The 24877-nt window shown below is 64.5% G+C and carries 21 protein-coding genes; 18 read left to right on the forward strand and 3 right to left on the reverse strand.

Annotation, left to right across the window (positions count from 1 at the left end; genetic code table 11):
- Window positions 1-13: 13 nt before the first annotated feature.
- Entirely contained in the window at window positions 14-1114 is a 1101-nt protein-coding gene (locus ACYVGE_RS02675) for a helix-turn-helix domain-containing protein (protein WP_460726808.1), read from the reverse strand.
- Here ACYVGE_RS02675 and ACYVGE_RS02680 point away from each other — a divergent pair.
- From ACYVGE_RS02680 to ACYVGE_RS02730, 11 genes are all read left to right on the forward strand, one after another.
- Window positions 1113-2702 (forward strand): sensor histidine kinase, encoded by a 1590-nt coding sequence (locus tag ACYVGE_RS02680; RefSeq protein ID WP_460726810.1) that lies wholly within the window; start codon window positions 1113-1115, stop codon window positions 2700-2702. The genes ACYVGE_RS02675 and ACYVGE_RS02680 overlap by 2 nt on opposite strands.
- The gene (locus tag ACYVGE_RS02685; RefSeq protein ID WP_460726812.1) at window positions 2678-3313 is read left to right on the forward strand and encodes a response regulator; all 636 of its coding nucleotides are present in this window, start codon (window positions 2678-2680) and stop codon (window positions 3311-3313) included. Before ACYVGE_RS02680 ends, ACYVGE_RS02685 begins: the two co-directional genes overlap by 25 nt.
- A gap of 115 nt (window positions 3314-3428) precedes the next feature.
- On the forward strand, window positions 3429-3875 hold the full coding sequence (locus ACYVGE_RS02690; RefSeq protein ID WP_460726814.1) for a response regulator: 447 nt from the start codon (window positions 3429-3431) through the stop codon (window positions 3873-3875).
- Between the two features lie 226 nt (window positions 3876-4101).
- Window positions 4102-5688, forward strand: a complete 1587-nt coding sequence (locus ACYVGE_RS02695) for an arylsulfatase (RefSeq protein ID WP_460726816.1) — start codon at window positions 4102-4104, stop codon at window positions 5686-5688.
- A 113-nt stretch (window positions 5689-5801) separates the two neighbouring features.
- Window positions 5802-6743, forward strand: a complete 942-nt coding sequence (locus ACYVGE_RS02700) for a SphA family protein (RefSeq protein WP_460726818.1) — start codon at window positions 5802-5804, stop codon at window positions 6741-6743.
- 54 nt (window positions 6744-6797) lie between these two features.
- Window positions 6798-7586 carry a transporter family protein gene (locus ACYVGE_RS02705; RefSeq protein WP_460726820.1) on the forward strand — a complete coding sequence of 263 codons (789 nt, stop codon included), beginning with the start codon at window positions 6798-6800 and terminating at the stop codon, window positions 7584-7586.
- Between the two features lie 189 nt (window positions 7587-7775).
- On the forward strand, window positions 7776-8705 hold the full coding sequence (locus ACYVGE_RS02710) for an HAD family hydrolase (RefSeq protein ID WP_460726822.1): 930 nt from the start codon (window positions 7776-7778) through the stop codon (window positions 8703-8705).
- Complete coding sequence (locus ACYVGE_RS02715; RefSeq protein ID WP_460726824.1) at window positions 8702-9676, forward strand: formylglycine-generating enzyme family protein; 975 nt, start codon at window positions 8702-8704, stop codon at window positions 9674-9676. The genes ACYVGE_RS02710 and ACYVGE_RS02715 overlap by 4 nt, the downstream gene beginning before the upstream one ends.
- Before the next feature lie 3 nt (window positions 9677-9679).
- Window positions 9680-10048: a DUF1622 domain-containing protein gene (locus ACYVGE_RS02720; protein WP_460726826.1), complete on the forward strand. Its 369-nt coding sequence runs from the start codon at window positions 9680-9682 to the stop codon at window positions 10046-10048.
- On the forward strand, window positions 10045-10569 hold the full coding sequence (locus ACYVGE_RS02725; protein ID WP_460726828.1) for a YidH family protein: 525 nt from the start codon (window positions 10045-10047) through the stop codon (window positions 10567-10569). The genes ACYVGE_RS02720 and ACYVGE_RS02725 overlap by 4 nt, the downstream gene beginning before the upstream one ends.
- Before the next feature lie 54 nt (window positions 10570-10623).
- Window positions 10624-11274 carry a MarC family protein gene (locus ACYVGE_RS02730; protein WP_460726830.1) on the forward strand — a complete coding sequence of 217 codons (651 nt, stop codon included), beginning with the start codon at window positions 10624-10626 and terminating at the stop codon, window positions 11272-11274.
- A gap of 41 nt (window positions 11275-11315) precedes the next feature.
- Here ACYVGE_RS02730 and ACYVGE_RS02735 read toward each other — a convergent pair whose 3' ends face one another.
- Window positions 11316-12470, reverse strand: a complete 1155-nt coding sequence (locus ACYVGE_RS02735; protein WP_460726832.1) for a hypothetical protein — start codon at window positions 12468-12470, stop codon at window positions 11316-11318.
- Between the two features lie 357 nt (window positions 12471-12827).
- Between ACYVGE_RS02735 and ACYVGE_RS02740 the strand changes: the two genes are divergently transcribed.
- From ACYVGE_RS02740 to ACYVGE_RS02750, 3 genes are all read left to right on the forward strand, one after another.
- A complete protein-coding gene (locus ACYVGE_RS02740; RefSeq protein WP_460726834.1) occupies window positions 12828-14336 on the forward strand; it encodes an arylsulfatase in 1509 nt (502 codons plus the stop codon).
- Window positions 14333-16090, forward strand: coding sequence for a DUF1254 domain-containing protein (locus tag ACYVGE_RS02745; protein ID WP_460726836.1), 1758 nt, complete (start codon window positions 14333-14335; stop codon window positions 16088-16090). Before ACYVGE_RS02740 ends, ACYVGE_RS02745 begins: the two co-directional genes overlap by 4 nt.
- A 145-nt stretch (window positions 16091-16235) precedes the next feature.
- Window positions 16236-17726, forward strand: coding sequence for a DUF1254 domain-containing protein (locus ACYVGE_RS02750; RefSeq protein ID WP_460726838.1), 1491 nt, complete (start codon window positions 16236-16238; stop codon window positions 17724-17726).
- 118 nt (window positions 17727-17844) lie between these two features.
- On the opposite strand, the gene ACYVGE_RS02755 is transcribed toward ACYVGE_RS02750, so the two are convergent.
- Complete coding sequence (locus ACYVGE_RS02755) at window positions 17845-18897, reverse strand: LysR family transcriptional regulator (RefSeq protein ID WP_460726840.1); 1053 nt, start codon at window positions 18895-18897, stop codon at window positions 17845-17847.
- Window positions 18898-19025: 128 nt separating this feature from the next.
- Here ACYVGE_RS02755 and ACYVGE_RS02760 point away from each other — a divergent pair, with 128 nt between their 5' ends.
- The 4 genes from ACYVGE_RS02760 (at window position 19026) to ACYVGE_RS02775 (ending at window position 24865) form a co-directional block, all read left to right on the forward strand.
- Complete coding sequence (locus ACYVGE_RS02760) at window positions 19026-19295, forward strand: hypothetical protein (RefSeq protein WP_460726842.1); 270 nt, start codon at window positions 19026-19028, stop codon at window positions 19293-19295.
- Entirely contained in the window at window positions 19292-20260 is a 969-nt protein-coding gene (locus ACYVGE_RS02765) for an SDR family NAD(P)-dependent oxidoreductase (protein WP_460726844.1), read from the forward strand. The genes ACYVGE_RS02760 and ACYVGE_RS02765 overlap by 4 nt, the downstream gene beginning before the upstream one ends.
- Window positions 20257-21474: an efflux RND transporter periplasmic adaptor subunit gene (locus ACYVGE_RS02770; protein ID WP_460726846.1), complete on the forward strand. Its 1218-nt coding sequence runs from the start codon at window positions 20257-20259 to the stop codon at window positions 21472-21474. Before ACYVGE_RS02765 ends, ACYVGE_RS02770 begins: the two co-directional genes overlap by 4 nt.
- Before the next feature lie 202 nt (window positions 21475-21676).
- Entirely contained in the window at window positions 21677-24865 is a 3189-nt protein-coding gene (locus ACYVGE_RS02775) for an efflux RND transporter permease subunit (protein ID WP_460726848.1), read from the forward strand.
- The last annotated feature ends 12 nt before the right edge of the window (window positions 24866-24877 follow it).

A 24877-nucleotide genomic window follows, 5' to 3' on the forward strand; every position in this document is an offset into this window, starting at 1 on the left:
TCGCGCCGTTCCGCTACGTCGACTGCGGAATCCGACGCAACAGGGTCTCCGACGGAAGCTCACCAAACAGCGAGCGATAGTCGTGGGCGAGGCGGCTGCCGTTCCAGTAACCGTGCCGGGCGCCGATACCCGCAACCGTGTGCCTGTCCGGACTTGCGGCAGTCAAGGCCCTGCGAATCCGGTGCAAACGGTGGATCTGCAGATATTGATGCGGGCCCATGCCGACCAGGTCGTTGAAGGCGGCACGCAAGGTGCGCTCGCAGACACCCGCGGCCCTGCACAGGTCGTCGATTCGTACTTCGCGGCTCGCCCGCCGGTTCATCAGCGATACCGCCTTGCTGAAGACCGCCTCGCGGGAAACCGCAGGCCGCCCCTTGCCGGAGACAGGGAGCGCCCCGCGACCCAGCGCGTACCGCCAGATCGCCAGCAACTGATCCTCCAGGATCCCGGAGAGCGGCGGCGTTGGAAGCGTATCTGCAGCCTCCAGTGCGGCGAGCCGATCCAGCAGTTCAATGAGGGCCGCAATCGTCGCGGGCTCGAGATCGAGGCACCTGTTGACCGACGCGTCGCTGTCGAACCCGGACTGCAACAACTCGGCTGGAACGGAGAGCGACAGCCATTGATTGGCGTCGCTCACCGCCGCCCGGAACTCCTGTCCGGGGGCAAAATGGATCACGCTCCGGTCATCCATCTGACGAGCCAGCATCCGGTACCATTGCGGAGGCGAGCGGGGCACGAACAGCGTCGCCCATCCGTGCGGTACCGCGCCCTCATAGGCGCACGCGGCGCCTTCGGATACGAGCTGCACGAGGATGCGTTCGACGCGGAACGCCTGCGAGCGCCATTCGCCGCGCTCGGGTCCGGTCAGGTGATAGCGGCCATCGAAGCCGATGAGGTGGGCTTCGAATTCGTCGAAAGTCGCACAGACGAGTTCGGGCACGGTCCCCATCCCTTCCAAAGCGACTTTATGCCGTTTTTTTGTACCTGCGCGCGTGAACAGGACGTAATGAATACGTGACGAAAAGAAGAATCCAGGCTTGTGCGCACCTCGCACAAACGCTCTGGAGGACGGCGGCCCATCGCCATAAAACAAGGACGCCATGAGCAGGCACATGCTTGATTTCGAGAAGGCGGATTCCCAACCGCATTCCCCTGGCGCCTCGCTTTGGAATGTGACGCTGCTCCTGCTGCTGGGAGTGGGGTGTTACCTCACCCAATATGCATCGCTCGCCTTCTGGCGCGGACCCGATGTGACGCCGTTGTGGCTGCCCGGTGGCCTGGTATTCGGCGCACTGGTCGTGCTTCCCAGATCCATGCAAGGCCAATGCCTGGTTCTGGCATCGATTGCCATCGCCTGCGTTGGACTACCGGATGGTTGGAATGCGCCCGCCGCCGCCCTCGCAATGCTGGCCGCCTTCCTGCTAACCGCGCATTTTGCAAACCAGTGGAGGACACGCACCAGGGAAACATCGGGCCTGGACTTCGCTGATCTCCGGAGATTCGCCTGGCATGCATGGATCATCGCGGCGGTCGTCGCCACGCCGGCGGCGCTGGTTCGCTGGAATGGGCACTACCAGGACTTCGCAGAGGCATGGATAGTCGCGGCTTTCGCCATTGCGCTGGGGTATCTGGTGATGGCGCCGCCGATCATGGTCCTTGCCGGGAATGCATCGCCGGGGCGGCCTGGGGGACGTCGAGTGCTGGCGGGGCTAGTGGCCCTGCTGGGAGTCGCATTGCTGTCGTGGTTTCTCTGGTCGATGCTCTCCCGCTGGTACGAATTGCGCCTGCCCATTTCCGTCGTGCCCATGGCTTTCCTGTTCTGGATGGCGGCCCGTTTCGGCATGCCCGGAGCCTGTGCGTCCATCCTGGCCACCTCGCTCGCACTCGTGATCCTCGGTCTCTTCGCACCCATCGCAATCGCGCGTTCGCTGGCGGACGTTTTCAGCCTGCAGGTCTGGCTGTCGCTGGTGGTGTCGGCTACGTACGTGATTGGCGCCTTCGCCGACGAGCGCAAGCGTCTGTCGAGGGCAGGCGAGGCGGGGCACGAGCAGGCACTCGACTTGGCGGGGCGACTGATCGACGTACAGGAAGCAGAGCGCGCCCGGATATCGCGCGAGCTCCATGACGACATCAGCCAGAAGCTGGCGTCACTCTGCATCGCCACCAGCGCTCTCAAGCGGATGAGCGAGGGTGAGATGCGCGCCGGCGTCGGCAAGCTCAAGGATCAGCTCGCATGCCTGTCCGGCGATGTGCGGCGCCTGTCCCACGACCTGCACCCGGATGTGATCCGGCATGCCGGAGTGGTCTGTGCGCTCAGGTCCCTGTGCCTGGAGCAGCATTCGGCGAACGGCAGGAGTCTTGAGCTGGACATGGATGAAACGCTGCAGATCCCCGGCCAGGCCAGCCTGTGCCTGTACCGGGTGGCGCAGGAAGCACTGCACAACGCATCGAAGTACGCGAACCACCGGTCGATGCGACTCACCTTGCATCGCAGCGGTGATTCGGCCGAATTGACGATTGCCGACGATGGGCTCGGCTTCGATCCCGATTCGCCTACCGCCAAGCGCCACCTCGGCCTGATCAGCATGGAGGAACGGGTCCGGCTGGTCGGCGGTACGTTCCGGTTGATTTCCAGCCCCGGTGAGGGGACCACGGTTTTCGCAAAGGTGCCGCTGCCATGCCAAACGAATACAGCGGGCTGAAGATATTGCTCGCCGAGGACCACCGCGTCGTGGCCGAGGGGCTGGAACGCCTGCTGCTCGAATGTTTCGCGTCGGTGGACGTCGTCGGCGAAGGCCAACAGCTGCTCGATTCAGTGCAGGCATCGTCCCCGGATGTCATCGTTGCAGACATCAGCATGCCGGGGGTAAGTGGGTTAGAGGCTCTCAGGAGCCTGCGCTCGGCTGGCAACATGACGCCATTCCTGATCCTGACCATGCACGATGCCATCGGTTTCGTGGAAGAGGCATTGCATTGCGGTGCCAACGGTTACGTGCCCAAGCACGCGGCGGGGGAGGAGCTGGTGCGGGCGATACGCGAGGTTGCCTCGGGTGCCACCTATGTCTCGACATCGCTTTCGCATGGATTGCTGAGCAACCGGCTCGTCAAGAGCACGCGCCTGACGCGGCGGCAGCTCGACGTGCTCAATGGCCTGGCCAAGGGCTACCGGTCCAAGCAGATCGCGGCAGAACTCGGGATCGCCACGCGGACGGTCGAAACGCACAAGTACGCCATGATGCAGGCCTTCGGCGTCCACAACGGAGTCGAGCTGGTCCGGGCCGCGGAGCGCAATGGGCTCATCGAGCCTGCGTAGATTTCCTTAGCCCGCGCTGCGCAACTTTTCGGTGTCGCCACGGCCCCGCGAGCCATATGGTCTAGCTGTCCGGGAATCGGCGGCGGGCTGGCCAATGGGTCGTTGCAGCGTGGTAGTGGCTGAAGACCATCCGGCGGTGGCTGAGCAACTGCGCCAGCTGCTCGCGCACGATTTCGAAGTCAGGGCGGTGGTCGCGGATGGGCAGGCCCTGGTGGATGCCGTCCGCAAGTTCTCGCCCGACGTAGTGGTGACCGACATCTCGATGCCGAAGATGGACGGCATCGACGCAGCACGGATGCTCCTGCGCGCGAATCCGCGGAGCCGCGTGATCCTGCTGACGGTCCACAACGACCTCGACCTGGTGAGGGAAAGCATGCTGGCGGGATGCAGCGGCTACGTGCTCAAGAGTTCCGCCGGCGAAGAGTTGTTGCCTGCGATCAGCACGGCGCTGCAGGGCGGCACGTTCCTGTCGGCTGAACTGGGGCCGGCGGCCGTGCTCGACGAGCTGACGCGCAGCTGCGCGGAGATGTCCGAGCGCAGGGTGCTCGGCGACAAGGTTTGAATGGCGTATTCGCACGCAAACGGATGCCGTAAGCAAGACAGATGCCACAACGCCCGCATGAATGGAGGAGCGGCCACGCCACGCCAATCCTTTCATCTGCCTACGTAGCTTTACCGAGGCGTGTTACGCGCTTTTGTCGATGGCAGGCGATGGGGCACGCCGTAGCCTAGGTGGACTGCAACAAAGGTTCCGCGAATCCGTACGTTCCCCCGCACAGGAGTCCGAGATGAGCCCGCAAGCCGCAACAAAGAAAGCCCCGGCAAAACAGGGGGGCGCGACTTCCAAGCAACCCAATATCCTGGTGATCTGGGGCGACGACATCGGGATCAGCAACCTGAGCTGCTACAGCGATGGGCTGATGGGCTATCGCACGCCCAACATCGACCGCCTGGCCAGCGAAGGCATGCGCTTCACCGATTCCTACAGCGAGCAGTCCTGCACCGCGGGGCGCGCCTCGTTCATCACCGGCCAGAGCGGTTATCGCACCGGGCTGACGAAGGTCGGCATCCCGGGGTCGCCGGTCGGTCTGGCGGCGGAGGATCCGACGATCGCCGAGTTGCTGAAACCGCTGGGCTACGCCACCGGCCAGTTCGGCAAGAACCACCTGGGCGACCTCAACAAGTTCCTGCCCACGGCGCATGGCTTCGACGAGTTCTTCGGCAACCTCTACCACCTCAATGCGGAAGAGGATCCCGAGGATCCGGATTATCCGAACGTCAAGGATTTCCCTGAGTTCAAGAAGACCTTCGGGCCGCGTGGCGTGATGCGCAGCTTCGCCACCGACAAGGACGACCCGACCGAGGAACCGCGCTGGGGCCGCGTCGGCAAGCAGAAGATCGAGGACACCGGTCCACTCACGCGCAAGCGCATGGAAACCTGCGACGACGACTTCGCCGCCGCGGCGGTGGATTTCATCAAGCGCCAGCACAAGGCGGGCAAGCCGTTCTTCTGCTGGGTCAACTTCACCCACATGCACCTGCGCACGCACACCAAGCCCTCGAGCCTCGGGCAGGCGGGCCGGTGGCAGTCGCCGTACCACGACACCATGATCGACCACGACAAGAACGTCGGCACGATCATCGACGCGCTCGACGAACTCGGCCTCGCCGAAGACACCATCGTCATCTACAGCACCGACAACGGGCCGCACATGAACACCTGGCCCGACGGCGGCATGACCCCATTCCGCAGCGAGAAGAACACCAACTGGGAAGGCGCGTTCCGCATCCCGGAAGTGATCCGCTGGACCGGCAAGATCCCGGCAGGCGTGGTGTCCAACGAGATCATCCACCACCACGACTGGCTGCCGACGTTCCTCGCCGCCGCGGGCGAGCCCGACATCGTCGAGAAGCTCAAGAAGGGCCACAAGGCCGGCGACAAGTCGTTCAAGGTGCACATCGACGGCTACAACCTGCTGCCCTACCTGACGGGCGAAGTCGACAAGAGCCCGCGCAAGGGATTCATGTACTTCAGCGACGACGGCGACATGATCGCGTTGCGGTTCGATAACTGGAAGGTCGTGTTCCTGGAACAGCGCTGCCCCGGCACGCTGCAGGTCTGGGCCGAACCGTTCGTCCGGTTGCGCACGCCCAAGTTCTACAACCTGCGCACCGATCCGTACGAACGCGCGGACATCACTTCGAACACCTACTGGGACTGGTACATGAGCAAGGCCTACCTGATGATGGCCGCGCAGAAACTCGCAGCCGACTTCATGGCGACGTTCAAGGACTTCCCGCCGCGGCAGAAGGCGGCGAGCTTCACCGTCGACAACGCAGTGCACGAGATCCACAAGGCGGCGGGGGGAGGGTGATTGGAAAGCGCCGTGGCGATGCGAATCCGCGCTTCGCCACGGTGCCAGCGGGAGTGCATGCCGTCGCACGCGGCAGCCGCTTGCGCCGCCGCCAACCGAGGATCGCCACCATGATGAAACGTGCACTCATGACCCTGGCGCTCTGTGCGCTGCCAGTGGCCCCGGCCCTGGCCTCGGAGGGTGCGATCGGGCGTCCCATCACCGGTCTGCAGGGAACCTCGTTTGCAGGCGTGGTGCCTCCGACCCCGGGCTGGAGCATGGGGCTTTCCTACGCCTACTACTCGGGATCGGTCGGCGCCCAGCGCGAGTCGCCGCTCCCTGGCGGCGGCAGTGCGCTCGGCCTCGAAGTAACCGCCCAGCTCTTTTCCATCACCGGGATCTACATCTGGAATACAGGCGAGGGCAAGTGGAACTTCGCGTCGGTCGCCGTCGTGCCGTTCGCGAAAATGGATGCCGAGGCGGATTTGCGCGTCGGTTCGACCAGCGGCAGCGTCAGCGACAGTGACACCGGCCTGTTTGACATGGCGTTCGTGCCGGTGATCGCCAGCCGTCATTTCAGCGCCACCCAGCACCTGTCGCTCGCTCTCTACATATTTGCGCCAACCGGCTCCTATGAGGAAGGCCGGCTGGCCGAGCTCAGCCTCAACAACTGGACCTATTCGCCGACCGTGGGTTACACGCAGTTGTTCCAGAAGGACTCGCTCGAATTCAGTGCGCTGGCGGCCGTCGATTTCTACACAAAGAACGATGCCACCGATTACCAGAACGGTGCGGTGTTCCGTCTCGATTCCCTGCTGGTCAAGCGCTTTTCGAACGGTTGGGGCGTTGGCGCGGCCGGCGGCTGGATCGAGCAGCTCCAGGACGACGATGCCGCGATCGCCGACCGCCTCGACGGCTTCAAGGGCCATTCGCTCGCCCTCGGGCCGATCGTGACCTATGCCAAGAAGTGGCAGGGCGGGCAGGTCGAGTTCTCGGCGCGCTGGCTGCACGAGTTCGATGTAAAGAACCGCTTCCAGGGCGATCCCTTCCTGCTGTCGGCCAGCATCCAGTTCTGAGCCGAGAGGTGACCGCATGGCCGCAAGCCATAAGGACCGCACTGGAGCCGCGCCATGAAGCGCATCTTTCTGATGACGCTACTCATGCTGGCCGCGCCCGTGGCCCGGTCCCAGGATGCCGACGAGCTCGCCAAGCAGCTGTCCAACCCGGTCGCTTCGCTCATCAGCGTGCCGTTGCAGTACAACGTCGACTTCAATATCGGCTCCGAGGACGGCACCAGGCACTTCCTCAACGTCCAGCCGGTCATTCCGACTTCGATCTCGGAGGACTGGAACCTGATCACGCGCGTGATCGCGCCGGTGATCTACCAGGACGATGTGCTCGGCAATTCCGGCAGCCAGTCTGGTCTCGGCGACATCACTCCGACCTTCTTCTTCTCGCCGAAGAAGCCAACCGCAGGTGGCTGGATCTGGGCCGTGGGCCCGGTGTTCCTGTTGCCGACCGCTACCGATGATCTGCTCGGCGCCGAAAAATGGGGCATCGGCCCCAGCGCGCTCGTGCTGAAGCAGACCAAGGCCGGCTGGACCTATGGCGTCCTGGCCAACCACATCTGGTCGGTGGCCGGTGAGGGCGATCGCGCGGATGTCAGCAGCACGTTCCTGCAGCCGTTCCTGGCCAAGGGTTTCCCGGGTGGACGCACGCTCTCGTTCAACTTCGAATCGAGCTACGACTGGAAGGGCGATACCTGGAACGTGCCGATGAATATCAGCTACTCCAAGGTGGTGAAGGCTGGCAGCCAGCTCCTGAGCCTCGCGGGTGGCGTGCGCTACTACTTCGAAACCCCGGGCGACGGTCCGGACTGGGGCGTGCGCTTCACGCTCACGCTGCTCTATCCCCATTGAGCACGTCCTGTCGATGGAGCCGCCCCCATGCAACTGCCCGCCATGCCGTCCATACGCCATTTCACGCAGCGCTACGTCCTGTTGCTGATGCTGATATTGGGCGCTGTGGCCGCCTGCACGTCCCGGCAAGGTGCCACGGACGCGGCGGGAGAGGGCGCGCGGGCCACGAAACCAGCCACGGAGAACCCCATGACCGCGGTACTTCCGAGTTGGAATGACGGCGCGAGCAAGCAGGCCATCGTCGACTTCGTCACCAGGGTGACGCGGGAAGGTGGCCCGGATTACGTCGCGCCGCCCGAGCGGATCGCCGTGTTCGACAACGACGGCACGCTGTGGAGCGAACAACCGATGTACGTCCAGCTCCAGTTCGCGCTCGACCGGGTCAAGGCACTCGCCCCGCAACATCCGGAGTGGAAGCAGCAGGAACCGTTCAAGCACCTGCTCGCGGGCGACATGAAGGCATTCATGGCCGGCGGCGAAAAGTCGCTCATGGCCCTCATCGCCACCACGCACACCGGCATGACCATCGAGGAGTTCAACGAGACCGCGAGCGACTGGATCGCCAGCGCGAAGCACCCGAAGACGGGCCGGCTTTACACCGGCATGGTCTATCAACCCATGCTCGAACTGTTGGCCTACCTGCGCGCGAATGGCTTCAAGACCTTCATCGTCTCCGGCGGCGGCATCGAGTTCATGCGTCCGTGGGCGGAGCGTGTCTACGGAGTTCCGCCCGAGCAGGTCGTCGGCAGCAGCGGCAAGCTCAAGTTCGAACTGCGCGACGGCAAGCCGGTGCTGGTGAAGCTGCCGGAGATCAACCTGGTCGACGACGGGGCGGGCAAGCCGGTCGGCATCCAGACCCACATCGGCCGCCGCCCGATCGCCGCGTTCGGCAACTCCGACGGCGACCTGCAGATGCTCGAGTGGACGACGGCTGGCGACGGGCCGCGCTTCGCGCTCCTGGTCCACCACACCGACGCCGAACGCGAGTGGGCGTACGATCGCGACTCCCACTTCGGCCGCCTGGACAAGGCACTCGTCGAGGCACAGGCGAAGCATTGGGTCGTCGTGGACATGAAGCGCGACTGGAAGATCATCCATCCTCCCGAGGCCTCGCCATGAATGCCAGCGTCGAAGTCGACACGCCTTCGTTGGAAGCGCCCTATCCCGACATGGTCTGGATTCCGGATGGCACCTATCGCATGGGCTCGGACCACCACTACCCGGAGGAAGCGCCGGCGCACCGGGTCCATGTCGATGGCTTCTGGATGGACGTCGCGCCGGTCACCAATGCGCAGTTCCGGCGCTTCGTCGAAGCCACCGGCTACGTGACGTTCTGCGAGGTCCCGCCGGATCCGGCGCAATACCCCGGCGCGTTGCCGGAGATGCTGCGCGCCGCATCGGTGGTGTTCGTACCGCCGCCGCAACGCGTCGATCTGCGCGACCATTACCAGTGGTGGCAGTTCGTTCCCGGCGCCGACTGGCGGCATCCGCAGGGTCCGGAAAGTTCATTGGACGGCCGCGACGACCACCCGGTCGTGCACGTCGCCTACGCCGATGTCGAGGCCTACGCGGGCTGGGCCGGAAAGTCCCTGCCGACGGAGGCGGAGTGGGAGTTCGCCGCGCGCGGCGATTGCGGTGACAGCGAATACGCCTGGGGCGCGGAGCTGGCGCCGGATGGCGTGCATCGGGCGAATACCTGGCAAGGCGAATTTCCGTGGCAGAACCTCGCCGAAGACGGCCACGTCGGCACCTCGCCCGTCGGGACGTATCCACCCAACTGCTACGGGCTGGTCGACATGATCGGCAACGTCTGGGAATGGACCGGCGACTTCTACAGCCCGCGGCATCCGGACGAAAAAGCCAAGGCCTGCTGCATTCCCGGTAACCCGCGTGGTGCGACGGAAGAAGGCAGCCTTGATCCGCAGCAACCACTGCGCATCGCACGCAAGGTGATGAAGGGCGGCTCGCACCTGTGCGCGCCGAACTACTGTCGCCGCTACCGCCCGGCGGCACGGATGGCGCAGCCGGTAGACACGTCGACCTCGCATCTTGGCTTCCGCTGCATCGTCCGCAATGGCGCGCAGGAGTGAACCATGGAAGTGTATTTCCGCGAACTGGCCAGCTACGTCGCGCTAGCGCTGGAAGCGCTGTCGGTGCTGATGATCGCGCTCGGCGGCATCGAATCGCTGTACCAGATCCTAGTGCCGATGCTCAGGCACACCGCCACGCAGGGAGCGCGGCGCGCGGCGTGGCTGACCCTGGCGCGCTGGCTGGTGCTGGGTCTGGAATTCATGCTGGCAGCGGACATCGTACGCACCGCGATCGCCCCCAGTTGGGACGACATCGGCCAACTCGCCGCGATCGCGGTGATCCGCACCTTCCTCAACTATTTCCTGGAACGTGACCTCGAGGCGGCGATGGAAACCAGTGCCGCCGTCGAAAATCCAGCGGAGGCGCCATGAGTACCAACAAGTTTGGCAGGGGCCGGGTCGAACCACTGCCTGAAGACCTGGTCAAATCCATCGAAGGCAAGGACAGCGGCACCGCGTCTACCTTGCTATCCACCCACCGCACGCAGTTGTCGGAGCATCGCACCGACCTGTCGGAACATCGGACCGGCTTGTCGGACCTGCGCTCGCATCTGTCCAACGAACGAACGCACCTGTCGTACCTGCGCACGGCCATCTCGATGATCGGCTTCGGCATCACCCTGAATCGCTTCAGCATCTACCTACGGCAGAACCACGCGCTGGCCTCTGACCAGACCGGCCCGATGCTGCGCGATGCGCAGAATGCGGGCTCGGGCATGGTCGTGCTCGGCCTGGTGTTGATCCTGTGGGCGCTGTACCGCTACTGGCGCGTCAACCAGGACATCAAGCGCGCGCAGTTCGTGCCGCGCGACAAGGCTGTCATGGCGTTCACGTTCCTGCTGATCCTGCTGGGAACCACCACCGCCTTGTGGCTGTTCGCGGCCAAGACCTGACCTGTTCCCGTCGATCATCGGAGTAGGCCCATGCAAACGTCATTGCTGCTCCTCATGCAGGCCGCCATCGCGGTGGAAAGCCCCGTCACGCGGCCGCATTACGTATTTGGCACGGCGGAGGTATTCACGTTTCTGTTCGTCATGCTTGGGCCGCTCAAGCTGCTGGGCGCGTTTGCCCAGGCGACTGCCAGGATGCCCGCCGCGCAGATGCGCGCGCTTGCCGTGAAGGCGACCTTGATCGCCACCGTGTCGGTTGTCCTTGGCGGCTTCATCGGCGCTTCGCTCATGGACAAGTGGAAGATCGATTCGTTCATTCTCGAAATCACCATCGGGCTGGTCCTATTCCTGGTCGCGTTGCAGCTGGTCATGCAGCAATACGAAGCCCCGGCGCCGGTGTCCACGACCGCGCCAAACGCGCCCCCGTCGGTGATGCATATCGTGTTCCCGATGCTGCTGACGCCCTACGGCATTGCCGCGGTGATCGTGCTGGTGGCGCTGAGCAAGGACTCTGAGCGCACTTTGCTGATCCTGGGGGTCGTGCTGGCGATGATGTTGCTCAACCTGCTGGGAATGCTGTCGGCCCACTGGATCATGCGAAGGGTGGCGCTTCCGTTGGGCATTCTTGGGGCCGTTCTGGCGGTGCTGCAGGTGGCGTTGGCGCTGCAACTGATCTTCGACGGGTTGCGCGGACTGCACGTCATGTAGCGCCAGCATTGTTCCCGCCGCGCGAACTTCTGCCGGCCACCTCAGGCAATGATCGAAAACAGCTTGCCCAGGAAGTCATCGACTGACATCGTGATCAGTACCACCGGCAACATGGGCGCCGCCGCGGCGATCGCGAATGCAATCGGCGTATCGCGCGAGAACGGCACCGCGGACATCCTGCTGGCCGTGGCATGCACTGCGGTGAGATCGGCCAGGGCCGACGGGTCACCGGCTTCGAGTATCGGCGCGCCACCGCCGGGCGCGCGTCCGAGCCACTTCTTCTCGAAATTCTCGGCGCAATCCGTGCCGAGCACGCTGTAGGCCAACAAGCTGCCGTGTTTCAGCCTGAGCAGGCGGGGCGACATCAAAAAAAGGGGGGAGGTCAGCAACACCACCGCGAACACGACGTAACCCCCCATCAGGTACTTCAGTCCAGGCAAGGTCTGGCCGAAATACAGCAGTTGATCGGCGAAGCTGCCCGCTAAAAGTACGCCGCCGACAAAGGCCAAAGGCGCGAAGGCCTGCTGTCCATAGCCAAGGAACCCGAGGCCGCCACAGCCGTCGGGATGCGCGGCATGCAGGTCCAGTGGCATCCGTGCAAGTCGCGCCAACAGGTAAACCCAGAGCACCAGTCGCCACAGCCACAACAGGCCGATGAAGCGGACCACGGGAATCGCCACCCACGTCTGCCACAGGCCGGCCGTGCTCAGGCCTGCCGTGGTCGAGCGCCAGTTGGAAATTCCTTCATGGGTGTCGAGGACCGGCGTGGTGAACAGCGCTCCGGCGATTGCCAACGCGAACAGCAGCAACTCCGGCCACGTGGCATCGCGCCAATGGCGGACGCGGTCCAATATTGCCTCGAACCGTTCTTGTTGCTCGTGCGGTACCAGCTTCCTCAAATGTTTCACCACCCCCCACAGGCGCGCGTCGGCGGCAGGCGCCGCCAATACCAGCAACGGCATGGCAATAAGGAAGCGGGCGCCGATGGTGTAGTCGAGCAGCAGGGGAATCCGCACGCGATTGCCGAACAGCGTGCCATCGACTGCGGTAGCGGCGACCATCGGTGCCAGCACGATCAGCAACAGCCCCATGGCGATCACTGCCGCTGTCGGCACGCCCTTGCGATGCAGTCCCGCGGCGCGGCTCATGCGGTAGGCCGGACCGCCACGAAGCAACGAATAGCTGTCGTCTTTCATTGGATGACTCGCACCCTGGCGACATCGAAAGGCTAGCACGCCCGGTCAGCACCGAAAGCGGCGCCGACCACCGTACAAATACTTAGGCAATCTCCATAGAAATGCGGTTGTGCCGCGCGGGCATCAGTGTCGAAAATCGCACTGGAAAAGAGACGAACGCGATGCAGTGAATATTGCCGATTTCACGTAACAGTGGGCTTCATCACCCCTGAAAATTCCGCTCCGCGGACCTGTGCTGTCGGCGACCGCGAGCTAGCAAGAATCTGGCCAGCAATGGCCCCATTCCCGCCGCAGCGCCGAGTTGCCCATGCCGCTGCCGATTCAGAAACCACTTTTTCGAGAAGAGGAGATGCACGCATGGCAAGTAAATCCAAGCAGCCGAACATCCTCGTGATGTGGGGCGACGACATCGGCCAGGCAAACCTGAGTTGCTTCACGAAAGGAATGATGGGCTATCAAACGCCCAACATCGACCGGATCGCCAATGAAGGCATGATCTTCACTGATTACTACGCCGAGCAGAGCTGCACCGCGGGGCGCGCATCGTTCCTCACCGGCCAGTGCGGCCTGCGGACGGGTATGACCAAGGTCGGACTGCCGGGTGCGAAGCTGGGCCTGCAGGCCGAAGACATTACCGTCGCCGAGGCGCTCAAAGGGGTCGGCTACCGGACCGGCCAGTTCGGCAAGAACCATCTGGGCGACTTGGATGAGCACCTGCCGACCATGCATGGCTTCGATGAGTTCTTCGGCAACCTCTACCATTTGAATGCCGAGGAAGAGCCCGAGCACGAGGACTACCCGAGCGAGAAGGACTTCCCCGAATTCAAGAAGAAGTACGGGCCGCGCGGCGTGCTGCACTGCTGGGCCGATGGCAAGGGCGGGCAGAAGATCGAGAACACCGGCCCGCTTAGGAAGAAGCGGATGGAGACCTGCGACACCGAGTTCATGGAAGCGGCAATGAAGTTCATCAAGGCCGCGCACAAGGCGGGCGAGCCGTTCTTCGTCTGGTTCAACACCTCGCACATGCACGCATTCACGCACGTGCATCCGGATTGGAAGGGAAAGTCCGGTCGTTGGCAGTCCGAGTACCACGACACGATGCTGTACCACGACGATTGCATCGGCAAGATGCTTGCCTTGCTGGACGAGCTCGGTATCGCCGACGACACGTTCGTGCAGTACAGCACGGACAACGGGCCGCACATGAACACCTGGCCGGATGGGGGCTACACGCCTTTCCGCAACGAGAAGAACTCGAGCTGGGAGGGCGCGTACCGCGTTCCCTGCATGGTGCGCTACCCCGGCAAGATCAAGCCGGGATCCGTGTCGAACGAAATCGTCAGCCACCTCGACTGGTTCCCCACGCTCCTTGCGATTGCCGGCGACACGGACATCAAGGAGAAGCTCAAGAAGGGCCACAAGGTGGGCAACAAGACCTACAAGGTCCACCTCGACGGTTACAACCTGCTGCCGTACCTGACGGGCAAGGAAAAGAAGAGCCCGCGTCCGGGCTTCATCTACTTCACCGACGAAGGTGACGTCGCCGCGCTGCGTTACGACAACTGGAAGATGCTGTTTCTGGAGCAGACAACCCCCGGCACCCTGAGGGTCTGGCAAACCCCCTTCGTCCCCCTGCGAATTCCCTATATCTTCAACTTGCGGTTGGATCCGTACGAACGCGCGGAAATCACTTCGAACACGTACTGGGACTTCATGTTCCGTCGCGCCTACATGCTCGTGCCCGCGCAAGCACTCGTTGCGGAGTTCCTCGGGACCTTCAAGGAGTTCCCGCCACGGCAGAAGGCGTCCAGCTTCAGCCTCGACCAGGTGCTCGAGAAGATGAAGGATGGTGCATCCGGCTCGTGACTCCTGTTTCCGCGACCATCCTGTTACGGCCCGCTCAGGCGGGCCGTATCTTCACGCCTCCTGAACCTGTCGTGGCGCATCAGGATGCCTCCCGCTTGCTGGGAAAAAGTCATGTCCGCACTGCGAACGATCGTCGCCGCCGCGTTGCCGGCCATGTTGAATCTGAGTGCTTGCCGCGACGAAGGCGTTCATGGAAAAGCAGTGGCGGCTGCCCGATCTCGAGGCGGCGACCTGGACGGGGTCGCATAGGGAACGCACTGACAGCAACGGAGCGAGTCATGAAGCTGATCGCAACCTCCTCAGTCGCGCTGGTCCTCGCACTGGCGCCTGCGGCCTGCCAACGGCAGGAAGCACAGCCGTCCACGTCCGACAAGCCTGCTGCAACTACGCAATCCGATGCGAAGGCCACTGCGGCTCTGACCCCGCAACAGATCACGCAACGCACGGTGCAGCGTCGCGCTGTCGAGGTGGTCAGCTGGGGGATGCCGGCGGTCAATTTCGATCTCATGTACCAGGCGATGGCCAAGCTGGGTGGGCACGACAACCAGATCGTGTACTGGTCCGGCCTTCCCGACTGGAAGAACCAGACGCTGACGCCCAATCCTGATTCGATCTATCTCATGCCCTTCTTCAACACGAAGGACGTGGGACCGGTCGTGCTCGAGATTCCACCCGCGGATGAGGGGTCGATCACCGGATCGATCATGGATTGCTGGCAAACGGCACTGGAAGACGTGGGGCCAGCCGGTGTCGACAAGGGTAAGGGCGGCAAGTACCTGATCCTGCCGCCGGACCACAAAGACCCGGTTCCAGCCGGCTACATCGCGCTGCCTTCGGGCAACTACCAGGGCTACGCGCTGCTGCGCTCGATCCTGAAAAGCGGAAGCAAGGAGGACGTCGCCAAGGCCGTGGCCTATGCGAGGCGCATCAAGCTGTATCCGCTATCGCAGGCGGCGAATCCGCCGAGCACGACATTCGTCGATGCCATCGGCTCCGTGTTCGATGCCACGATTCCGTATGACAGGCGATTCTTCGAATCGCTCAATCGCATGGTGCAAGCCGAGCCATGGCTGGCCCGGGACAGGGCGATGATCGACCTGGCGCGGTCGGTCGGCATCGAGAAGGGAAAGCCGTACAAACCCGACGCGCAGGTGCTGGCGACATTGGATGAAGCGGCACAGGAGGCGAGATCCTGGATGGAATCCCACTACGTGACCTTGTTTTCGCCGCCATACTACGACGGCGCGCAATGGGCCGTTCCCATGCAGCCGGAACTGGCCAAGGGGCTGCAGAGCAACTTCGCTGATCCGGACAGCTATCCGATCGACGCCCGCGGCGTCACGTATTCCTATGCCTTCTTCAGCGCGAAGCATTTCGGCGCCGGCCAGTTCTACCTGATGACCCTCAAGGACAAGCAGGGGCGGTTCTTCGACGGAAGCAAGACCTATCGGTTGACCGTTCCCGCGAACGCACCGGTCACCCAGTACTGGTCGGCCACCGTCTACGACCGGGCGACGCATGCGCTGATCCGCGACCTCCGCTGGTCCAGTCGTTCGTCCCAGACGCCGGGCCTGAAGAAGAATGGGGATGGGTCGGCGAATGTGTATTTCAGCCCAAACGTGCCGGCCGAAGGCGAAGGGAACTGGGTGCCGACGAAGGCGGGTGGAAGCTTCGAGGTGCTGTTCCGGTTGTATGGCCCTCAGAAGCCGCTGTATGACAAGACCTGGAAACTGCCGGACATCGAAGAGATCTGACCGCCCGTTAGCCTGCGGCTGCCATTCACGGCGAGGTAACTCTGGCGCGCGCATATCGGCTCAGCTTGCGCTGGATCCGATGTCCACTGCGGGTGAGCTTGTAAGGACGCATCACGGGATGCATTGACGGCAACGGGAGCGAGTCATGAAGCTGATCGCAGCCTCTTCCTTCGTGCTGGTATTCGCACTGGCTACCGTGGCTTGCCAACGGCAGGAAACTGCGCAGCCGTCCGCGCCAAGCCAGTCAGTCGCCGCACAAGCGAGCGGACCGCAAGCGATCGAGACGCGGATCGGAAAGCTCGAGTTCACCCACGACTTCGCCAATGGCTATCCGACCGACGCCACCGTCGCGAAGCTCTACGACGAGCGCGATTTCCAACGCGCCTGTCAGGCCTACCTGTGGTCCCTTCCGGCGGTCTCGTTTGCGTCGTGGCAGCGCGGCATCACGAAGGGGCTCGGCGCCAGGAACGGACAGATCGTCTCGATCCTCTCCTACGAGGCCAGGCGCGGCATCCTGACCGCGAACGCCACGACGCCGTATTACCTGGGGTTCGCCGATCTTTCCTCCGGGCCGTTGGTGATGCAGATGCCCGCCAGCGGCGTGCAGGGCGGCATTTCCGACGCCTGGCAGAACAACGTTCCGGATTCGGAAGCGCCCGCCAGGTATCTCCTGCTGGGGCCGGGCCAGAAGGTGCCGGACGACGTTTCCGGCTACGCCGTGCGTCATTCGCCGACGTTCAATATCTTTATCGGCGTGCGGCTGACCGACACCGATCCGGAGCGCGCGAAGCAGGCCTTGTCGCAGTTGCAGGTATATCCCTATGCGCAACGCGCCAATCCGCCGAAGGTGGAGATCCTGGACTCGGGCACGCAGGCGTGGAGCGGCCTGCCGCCACGCGGGATGGAATACTGGCAACAGCTGGACGAAGTGATCCAGCGTGAACCGCTGGAGCCGCGCGACATCTTCTTCCACGCGATGTTGCGGCCGCTTGGCCTGGAAAGGGGCAAGCCTTTCAAGCCGGACGCGCGGCAGACGAAGATCCTGACCGACGCCGCGCTGGTCGGCGAGGCCATGGCAAAAGCCAACACGGCGGACCGCCGCTTCGCGGGCGTGAAATACAGACCCGATGCGAACTGGGACTTCGCACTGCAGCTCGATGCCGACGATCCCGCCGCATTCTGGAACCTGCTCGACGAACGCGCCTCCTGGTTCTACGAAGCCGTCGGCGCCGGCCCGTCGATGGCGCCCAAGCGCCCCGGTCCGTCATCGGCATACCTCAGCGCGTACAAGGACAAGGCGGGCAAGTGGCTGGACGGCGGCACGTCGTACCGGCTGCGGGTGCCGCCCAATGCACCGATCAAGCTGTTCTGGTCGGTCACGGTGTACGACATCGATACGCGCGCACTCATCCTGAACGAGCAGAAGATCGCCGACCGCTCCTCGCGCATGGACCTGCGCAAGAACGACGACGGCTCTGTGGACATCTATGTCGGGCCGAAGGCGCCGGCCGGCTTCGAGAAGAACTGGATCCCCACGGTCCCCGGCAAGAACTGGTTCGCGTATTTCCGCTTCTACCAGCCGACCGAGGCCTACTTCGACCGGTCCTGGCCGTTGCCTGACTTCGAACAGATCTGATCGACGCCTGCAGACCGCTACGGGCGGAATTTTTGGATCGAAGCCGTCGCCGATCCGCGCTCGCAACGGCGCGACCCTTGGGATCGCGCCGCCTTGCTGTTGGCGGTCGCCGCGGCGATCACACCACGGCGAGATCTTCTTCCGAACCTTCCTCGCTGCTTGCGGGGATTGGCGTGGGGACGCGCTTCTTCTTGCTCACAGAGCCCTCGGCGGTGGCCCGGGCCTGTTCCTGCTGGCGCTGGAGGATGGGGCAGAGCTCTTCCATGTAGTTCGCGTCGAAGTTCAGGCGTTCGACCAGGAAGTCGACGAACGCACGCACCTTCGGCGACTGCACCATGCCGCGCGGGAATACCGCGTTGAACTCGTATTCCGGGCCGGTCCAGCCGGCAAGCACGCGCTGCACGAAGCCGTGTTCGGCCAGCGGCTTCATCATCACGTCCGCGGCCAGCATCAGGCCTTCCCCGCAGAGCAGGGCGCCCTTGAGTGCGCCGTAGTCGTTGGCGACGAAGATGGGGTCGATGCGGTAATCGCCGGCTCGCTCGCCGTCGTCCAGTGTCCACACAAAGCCGTTGCCTTGGCGCCGCGCCTTGTTCATGGCCAGGGTCGCATGGTGTTGCAGGTCATCGGGGTGCAAGGGCTCGCCGTGGCGCTTGATGTATTCCGCGCTGGCGAACACCTGTGTGCGGAATACGGCGAGCCGGCGTGCGACGAGGTTCGAATCGGGCAGGTTGCCCACGCGCAGGGCGACGTCGATTTCCTTGTCGATCAGATCGAGGGGCTCGTTGCTCAGTAGCATCTCCACGCGCACCTCGGGGTGGCGCGCGTGGAATTCGCCCAGCAGTGGCGCGATCTTGTCGATGCCGAGCGAGTAGGGCGCGGTGAAGCGCAGCCAGCCGCGCGGACCACTCTGCAACTGGCCGACGGCGCTTTCGGCTTCGTCCAGCTCGCGTGCAATGCGCTGGCAATGTTCGAAGTAGATATTGCCGGCCTCGGTGAGCCCGAGCTTGCGCGTGGTCCGGTGCAGCAACTGCGCGCCCAGGCGCGTTTCCAGCTCCTGCACCTTGCGGCTGACGGTGGTCTTGGGAAGCCGCAGCGAACGCGCCGCGGAGATGAAGCTGCCGTGTTCGACGACCTTGACGAAGATCAGGGTGTCGTTGAGATCGCGGGTCATGGGGGGGCGACTCCGGTAAGGGGCGGACCAATTGGACCGATTCCGGGACAATTATTCCCTTAATCGACGGCTAATCAAGTGCCATTTACGGGACTAATCTGCGCACCAGTTCCCCCGGTACCGCCGTCATGTTGACCACCCCCCGTGCCCGATTCGCCTATGTCCTGACCATGCTGGCCGCCTTCGCGGGCGTGCTCGGGCTGGCCGTTATCGCGATGAAACAGGCTATTTTCGCGGGTGCGCCCGAGGCCTGGATGATGGGGGGCGTGCTGGCCGTGGTGGTTGGACTGCCCCTGGCCATGGTCCTGCTGCCGGTCGCGAGCTGGTTGCAGCAACGCGCCCGTGCACATGCCATCGTCCCGAATGCGGTACAAAATGTCCCGGGAGCGGGACAGTGAAGCCAGCTGTTCTGATCCTGGGCGCGACCGGCACGATCGGTCGCGGCGCGGTCAAGGCCGCCGTCGATGCGGGCTGGCCCGTAGTCGCCGTGGCCCGCGACGCGCAGGCGCTGGAAGCGCTGCGCCGCCGTCATCCGCGCGCCGCGCTGCAGATCCTGCCCGGCTCCGTTTCCGACGATGCAGGGGCCGCCGAGCTGGTGGCGGAGCTGCAGCGCCTCGACCGTCCCTTCGCCGGCGTGATCGCCGCCCTGGGAGCGGGTGGTGAGCGTGGCCGTCTGCTCGATCAATCTTCGGACCAGCTTCGCCACGCCTTCGACGACGTCGTGCTGCCGCACCTGGTCGCGGCGCGCCACCTGCTGCCTTGGCTCGGTGCGTCCGGCCGCAACTGCGGCTACGTCGTGATCGGCGGGCCGGGCGGTCGCTATCCCTGGGCCGGCTACGGCCACCGTTCGATCGCCGCCGCTGCCGTGCGCATGCTCGCGCGGGTGCTGCATGGCGAGGCGCGGCAGTTCTCGGTGCGCCTGCAGCTGCTCGAAGTCGAGTCGCCGGTGCGCACCGACGACAACGAAAAGCATGCCTGCGAGCAATGGCCGTGCGTGGAACACATCGGCCGCAAGGCCCTGGAGCTCCTGCGCCATCGCAACGATACGCGCTGCATGGACGCCGTCGTCGATTACCGCAGCGATGCCTGCATCAGCGGCGATGCGCTGCCTGTCGAGACGCTGCCTGTCGAAAACGAAGTCCCCCGATCGTCGAGCTCAGCAAGGGAAGAGTCCGGCGACGGCGCGACCCGCGGGTTGGATGAGTCGTCGCAAAGGAATTCGAGCCCGAAGGCAACACCGCAAGAAATGGATAGCGACGCATCCCTGCTGCCAGCACGCTGTCTGCAGGACGTGCGCAATCTGCTCGACACGATCACCTCCCCCAAAGTCACCGTGAAAAAAAATCAGGAGCGTATGAAATGAGCCGCAGGACACTTTCCCGGTCAGGACTATTGCGTCCCAAGGCCGGTTGGGCATGGCTGGCGCTGGCGGCCAGCGTCACCATTGCGCTGACCATCGCCGGTTGCAGCAGCGAGGCCGCGCCGAATGCCGGCATGCCGCCGCCGCCCGAAGTCAGCGTCGCCAACGTGCTGTCGAAGTCCGTACACCAGTGGGACGAATTCACCGGCCGCGTTGCCGCGGTGGAATCCGTCGAGCTGCGTCCGCGCGTCAGCGGTTACGTGCAGCAGGTCGCGTATGCGGAAGGGCAGGAGGTCCACAAGGGCGATCTGCTGTTCGTGATCGACCCGCGCCCGTACCGCGCCGCGCTCGATCGTGCCCAGGCGAATCTCGAACGCGCCCGCAGTGAGGCGCGCCTGGCGCAGGCGCAGGACGCGCGTGCGCAGACCCTGATCGAAGCCCAGGCGATCTCCCGCGAGGAATTCGAGACGCGCAAGGCCACCACGTCCGGCACCAATGCCGCCGTGCGCGCCGCCGAAGCCGCCGTTGCCTCCGCGCAGCTCGACCTGCAGTTCACCCAGGTGCGTTCGCCGATCGAAGGCCGCGCCGGCCGCGCGCTGGTGACCGAGGGCAACCTCGCCCAGGCCGACGGCACGCTGCTGACCACGGTGGTGTCGCAGGATCCGGTGTACGTCTACTTCGAAAGCGACGAGCAGAGCTTCCTGCGTTACGCCGAACTGGCACGCAAGGGTGAGCGCAGCGACACGCAGAACCCGGTCCGCGTGGGCCTGGCCAGCGAAACCGGCTATCCGCACACCGGCACCGTCGACTTCGTCGACAACCAGGTCGATCCGCACACCGGCACGATCCGCGCGCGCGCGGTGCTGAAGAACCCGGACCGGCTGTTCACGCCGGGCCTGTTTGCCCGCGTGCAGCTCCAGGGCACGGGTGAGTTCAAGGCGCTGCTCATCGACGACAAGGCCGTGCTCACCGACCAGGACCGCAAGTACGTCTACGTGCTCGGGCCGAAGAACGCGGCAACGCGCAAGGACGTCACGCTCGGTCGCAGCATCGATGGGCTGCGCGTCGTCGAGTCCGGGCTGACCCCGGCGGACAAGGTGATCGTGCACGGCGTGCAGAAGGTGTTCTTCCCCGGAATGCCGGTGTCGCCGAAGCAGATCGCGATGGGTGCGCCGCCGCCGTCGCTGGTCGCGAGCGCAGCCGCCGGTTCGAAGTAGCCCATGTAGTTGTCGCCAATCCGCCGGATAAAACCCCGGCAAACGTTGCAGGCCGCCGATCCTCCCCGCGGATCTTGCCAAAGATCTCCCCTCCCCCCTGCGCGGGGAGGGTCGGCAGGCCTTTTTTCGATGACTCCCACGTGCGCGGGAGCCCCCATCCCAACCTTCCCCCGCAGGCGGGGGAAGGGGCCAGGACGAAACCATGGACTTCTCCAAATTCTTCATCGACCGGCCGATCTTCGCCGCGGTGCTGTCGATCATCATCTTCGCCGCGGGGCTGATCGCCATCCCGTTGCTGCCCATCAGCGAATACCCGGAAGTCGTGCCGCCTTCGGTCGTGGTGCGCACCGTGTATCCGGGCGCCAACCCGAAGGTGATCGCCGAAACAGTCGCCACACCGCTTGAAGAAGCGATAAACGGCGTCGAGCACCTGATGTACATGAAGTCGGTCGCCGGTTCCGACGGCGTGCTGCAGCTGACGGTCACGTTCAAGCCGGGTACCGATGCCGACGATGCCGCGGTACGCGTGCAGAACCGCGTGGCGCAGGCGCTTGCCCGCCTGCCCGAGGACGTGCGGCGCCAGGGCGTGACGACGCAGAAGCAGTCGCCCGTGTTCCTGATGGTCGTGCACCTTGTCTCCACGAACGGCAAGTACGACACGCTGTACCTCCGCAACTACATGCGCCTGCACGTCAAGGACGAAATCGCGAAAATCCCGGGCGTCGGCGAAGCGCACCAGTTCGGCGGCGGCGACTACGCCATGCGCATCTGGCTCGATCCCGACCGCATCGCGTCGCAGGGCATGACCGCCAGCGACGTCCTGCGCGCCGTGCGCGAGCAGAACATCCAGGTCTCCGCCGGCCAGCTCGGCGCCGAACCGATGCCCAATGGCAGCGACTTCCTCACGCCGATCAACGCGCAGGGCCGCCTGCGCTCGGTCGAGGAATTCCGCGACGTGGTGCTGAAGAGCGGCGCGAACGGCGAAGTCGTGCGCCTGGGCGACGTGGCGCGCGTCGAACTCGCCGCAGGCGATTACACCCTGCGTGCACGCCTCGACGGCCAGAACGCCGCGGCGATGGGCGTCTTCCAGTCGCCGGGCGCGAACGCGCTGCAGATCCGCGACTCGGTCGTCGCCAAGATGGACGAACTGCAGAAGAGCTTCCCGCCGGGCGTGGAGTACCGCACGGTCTACGACACCACGATCTTCGTACGCGACTCGATCAAGGCCGTGGTGAGCACGCTGCTCGAAGCCACGCTGCTGGTCGTGCTGGTCGTGATCCTGTTCCTGCAGACATGGCGCGCTTCGATCATTCCGCTGATCGCGGTGCCGGTTTCCGTGGTCGGTACGTTTGCCGCCCTTTACCTGCTTGGCTTCTCGATCAATACGCTGTCCCTGTTCGGACTCGTGCTCGCGATCGGCATCGTGGTCGACGACGCGATCGTGGTGGTGGAAAACGTCGAGCGCCACATCGAACACGGCGCCACGCCGCTCGAGGCCGCGCACCTGGCGATGAAGGAAGTGTCCGGTCCGATCATCGCGATCGCGCTGGTGCTGTGCGCGGTGTTCGTGCCGATGGCGTTCCTCTCGGGCGTCACCGGCCAGTTCTACAAGCAGTTCGCGGTGACCATCGCGATCTCCACGGTGATCTCGGCGGTCAACTCGCTGACGCTCTCGCCCGCGCTCGCGGCCATGCTGCTGCGCGGCCACGATGCGCCGAAGGACGCACTCTCGCGCCTCATTGAACGCCTGTTCGGTTGGGTGTTCCGTCCGTTCAACCGCTTCTTCAACCGCAAGTCGTCGCAGTACGGCACCGGCGTGGGCCGCATCCTCGGCCATCGTGGGCGCGTGTTCGGCGTTTACGCCGTGCTGCTGCTCGCCGCTGCCGCGGTCTTCCAGTGGGTGCCGGCCGGGTTCATCCCGACCCAGGACAAGCTGTACCTGATCGCCGGCGTACGCCTGCCGGAAGGCGCGTCCATCGAACGCACCGACGCCGCGCTGAAGAAGGTTGCCGCGGCGGCGATGAGCATCGACGGCGTCGCCCACGAAGTCGCTTTCCCGGGCCTGAATCCGCTGCAGTTCACCAACACACCGAACAGCGGCGTCGCGTTCTTCCCGCTCAAGCCCTTTGGCGAGCGCCACAAGTCCGCCAAGCAGATCAACGACGAGCTCAATGCGAAGCTCGCCGGCATCCAGGAAGGCTTCGCCTTCTCACTGATGCCGCCGCCGATCCTCGGCCTGGGCAACGGCCAGGGTTACTCGCTGTTCGTCGAAGATCGGGCCAACCTCGGCTACGGTGCGCTGCAGAGTGCGGTGCAGGCCGTGCAGGGCACCGCCGCGCAGACGCCGGGCATGGGCTTTCCGATTTCGAGCTACCAGGCCAACGTGCCGCAGCTCGACGCCGAGGTCGATCGCGTGAAGGCAAAGGCGCAGGGCGTGCCGCTGACGGAACTGTTCGACACCCTGCAGACTTACCTGGGTTCGGCCTACGTCAACGACTTCAACATGTTCGGCCGTACCTGGCAGGTCATCGCGCAGGCCGACGGCCAGTACCGCGGCCGTGTCGAGGACATCACCAAGCTGCGCACGCGCAACGTCAACGGCGAGATGGTGCCGATCGGTTCGATGGTCACCATCAAGCAGACCTACGGCCCCGACCCGGTGCTGCGCTTCAACGGTTATCCGGCGGCCGACCTGCTCGGCGGCTACGACCCGCGCCTGATGTCCTCCGGCGAAGCCATGGAGAAGGTCACCGAGATCGCCGGCAAGGTGCTGCCGAACGGCATGGGCTTCGACTGGAGCGACCTGAGCTACCAGCAGGCCACGCAGGGCAACGCGTCGCTGGTCGTGTTCCCGCTCGCGATCCTGCTGGCGTTCCTGGTGCTGGCCGCGTTGTACGAGAGCTGGACCCTGCCGCTGGCAGTGATCCTGATCGTGCCGATGACGCTGCTGTCCGCGCTGTTGGGCGTGAAGCTCACCGGTGGCGACAACAACGTGTTCGTCCAAGTCGGCCTGGTGGTGCTGATGGGCCTGGCGTGCAAGAACGCGATCCTGATCGTCGAGTTCGCCCGCGAACTGGAGCTGCAGGGCAAGGGCATTGTCGAAGCCGCGCTGGAAGCCTGCCGCCTGCGCCTGCGTCCGATCGTGATGACCTCCATCGCGTTCATCGCCGGCACGATCCCGCTGGTGTTCTCGCATGGCGCCGGTGCGGAAGTCCGCTCGGTCACCGGTATCACCGTGTTTGCCGGCATGTTGGGCGTGACGCTGTTCGGTCTGTTCCTGACCCCGGTGTTCTATGTCGCGCTGCGCAAGCTCGCCGGCCGGCCGCTGGTGCGCCACGACCATTCGCCGTCGCTTGCCGTCCAGTCGGTGACTGCGTCGTCGGTGCTGTAGGCCGGGCTCGAA

It is taken from the genome of Lysobacter rhizosphaerae (assembly GCF_054779795.1).

Coding starts and splice junctions, on each gene's coding strand:
- ACYVGE_RS02680 (WP_460726810.1), top strand. CDS start 1,113: ATGCTTGATTTCGAGAAGGCGGATTCCCAACCGCATTCCCCTGGCGCC.
- ACYVGE_RS02675 (WP_460726808.1), bottom strand. CDS start 1,114: ATGTGCCTGCTCATGGCGTCCTTGTTTTATGGCGATGGGCCGCCGTCC.
- ACYVGE_RS02685 (WP_460726812.1), top strand. CDS start 2,678: ATGCCAAACGAATACAGCGGGCTGAAGATATTGCTCGCCGAGGACCAC.
- ACYVGE_RS02695 (WP_460726816.1), top strand. CDS start 4,102: ATGAGCCCGCAAGCCGCAACAAAGAAAGCCCCGGCAAAACAGGGGGGC.
- ACYVGE_RS02700 (WP_460726818.1), top strand. CDS start 5,802: ATGAAACGTGCACTCATGACCCTGGCGCTCTGTGCGCTGCCAGTGGCC.
- ACYVGE_RS02705 (WP_460726820.1), top strand. CDS start 6,798: ATGAAGCGCATCTTTCTGATGACGCTACTCATGCTGGCCGCGCCCGTG.
- ACYVGE_RS02710 (WP_460726822.1), top strand. CDS start 7,776: ATGACCGCGGTACTTCCGAGTTGGAATGACGGCGCGAGCAAGCAGGCC.
- ACYVGE_RS02715 (WP_460726824.1), top strand. CDS start 8,702: ATGAATGCCAGCGTCGAAGTCGACACGCCTTCGTTGGAAGCGCCCTAT.
- ACYVGE_RS02720 (WP_460726826.1), top strand. CDS start 9,680: ATGGAAGTGTATTTCCGCGAACTGGCCAGCTACGTCGCGCTAGCGCTG.
- ACYVGE_RS02725 (WP_460726828.1), top strand. CDS start 10,045: ATGAGTACCAACAAGTTTGGCAGGGGCCGGGTCGAACCACTGCCTGAA.
- ACYVGE_RS02730 (WP_460726830.1), top strand. CDS start 10,624: ATGCAGGCCGCCATCGCGGTGGAAAGCCCCGTCACGCGGCCGCATTAC.
- ACYVGE_RS02735 (WP_460726832.1), bottom strand. CDS start 12,470: ATGAAAGACGACAGCTATTCGTTGCTTCGTGGCGGTCCGGCCTACCGC.
- ACYVGE_RS02740 (WP_460726834.1), top strand. CDS start 12,828: ATGGCAAGTAAATCCAAGCAGCCGAACATCCTCGTGATGTGGGGCGAC.
- ACYVGE_RS02750 (WP_460726838.1), top strand. CDS start 16,236: ATGAAGCTGATCGCAGCCTCTTCCTTCGTGCTGGTATTCGCACTGGCT.
- ACYVGE_RS02755 (WP_460726840.1), bottom strand. CDS start 18,897: ATGACCCGCGATCTCAACGACACCCTGATCTTCGTCAAGGTCGTCGAA.
- ACYVGE_RS02760 (WP_460726842.1), top strand. CDS start 19,026: ATGTTGACCACCCCCCGTGCCCGATTCGCCTATGTCCTGACCATGCTG.
- ACYVGE_RS02770 (WP_460726846.1), top strand. CDS start 20,257: ATGAGCCGCAGGACACTTTCCCGGTCAGGACTATTGCGTCCCAAGGCC.
- ACYVGE_RS02775 (WP_460726848.1), top strand. CDS start 21,677: ATGGACTTCTCCAAATTCTTCATCGACCGGCCGATCTTCGCCGCGGTG.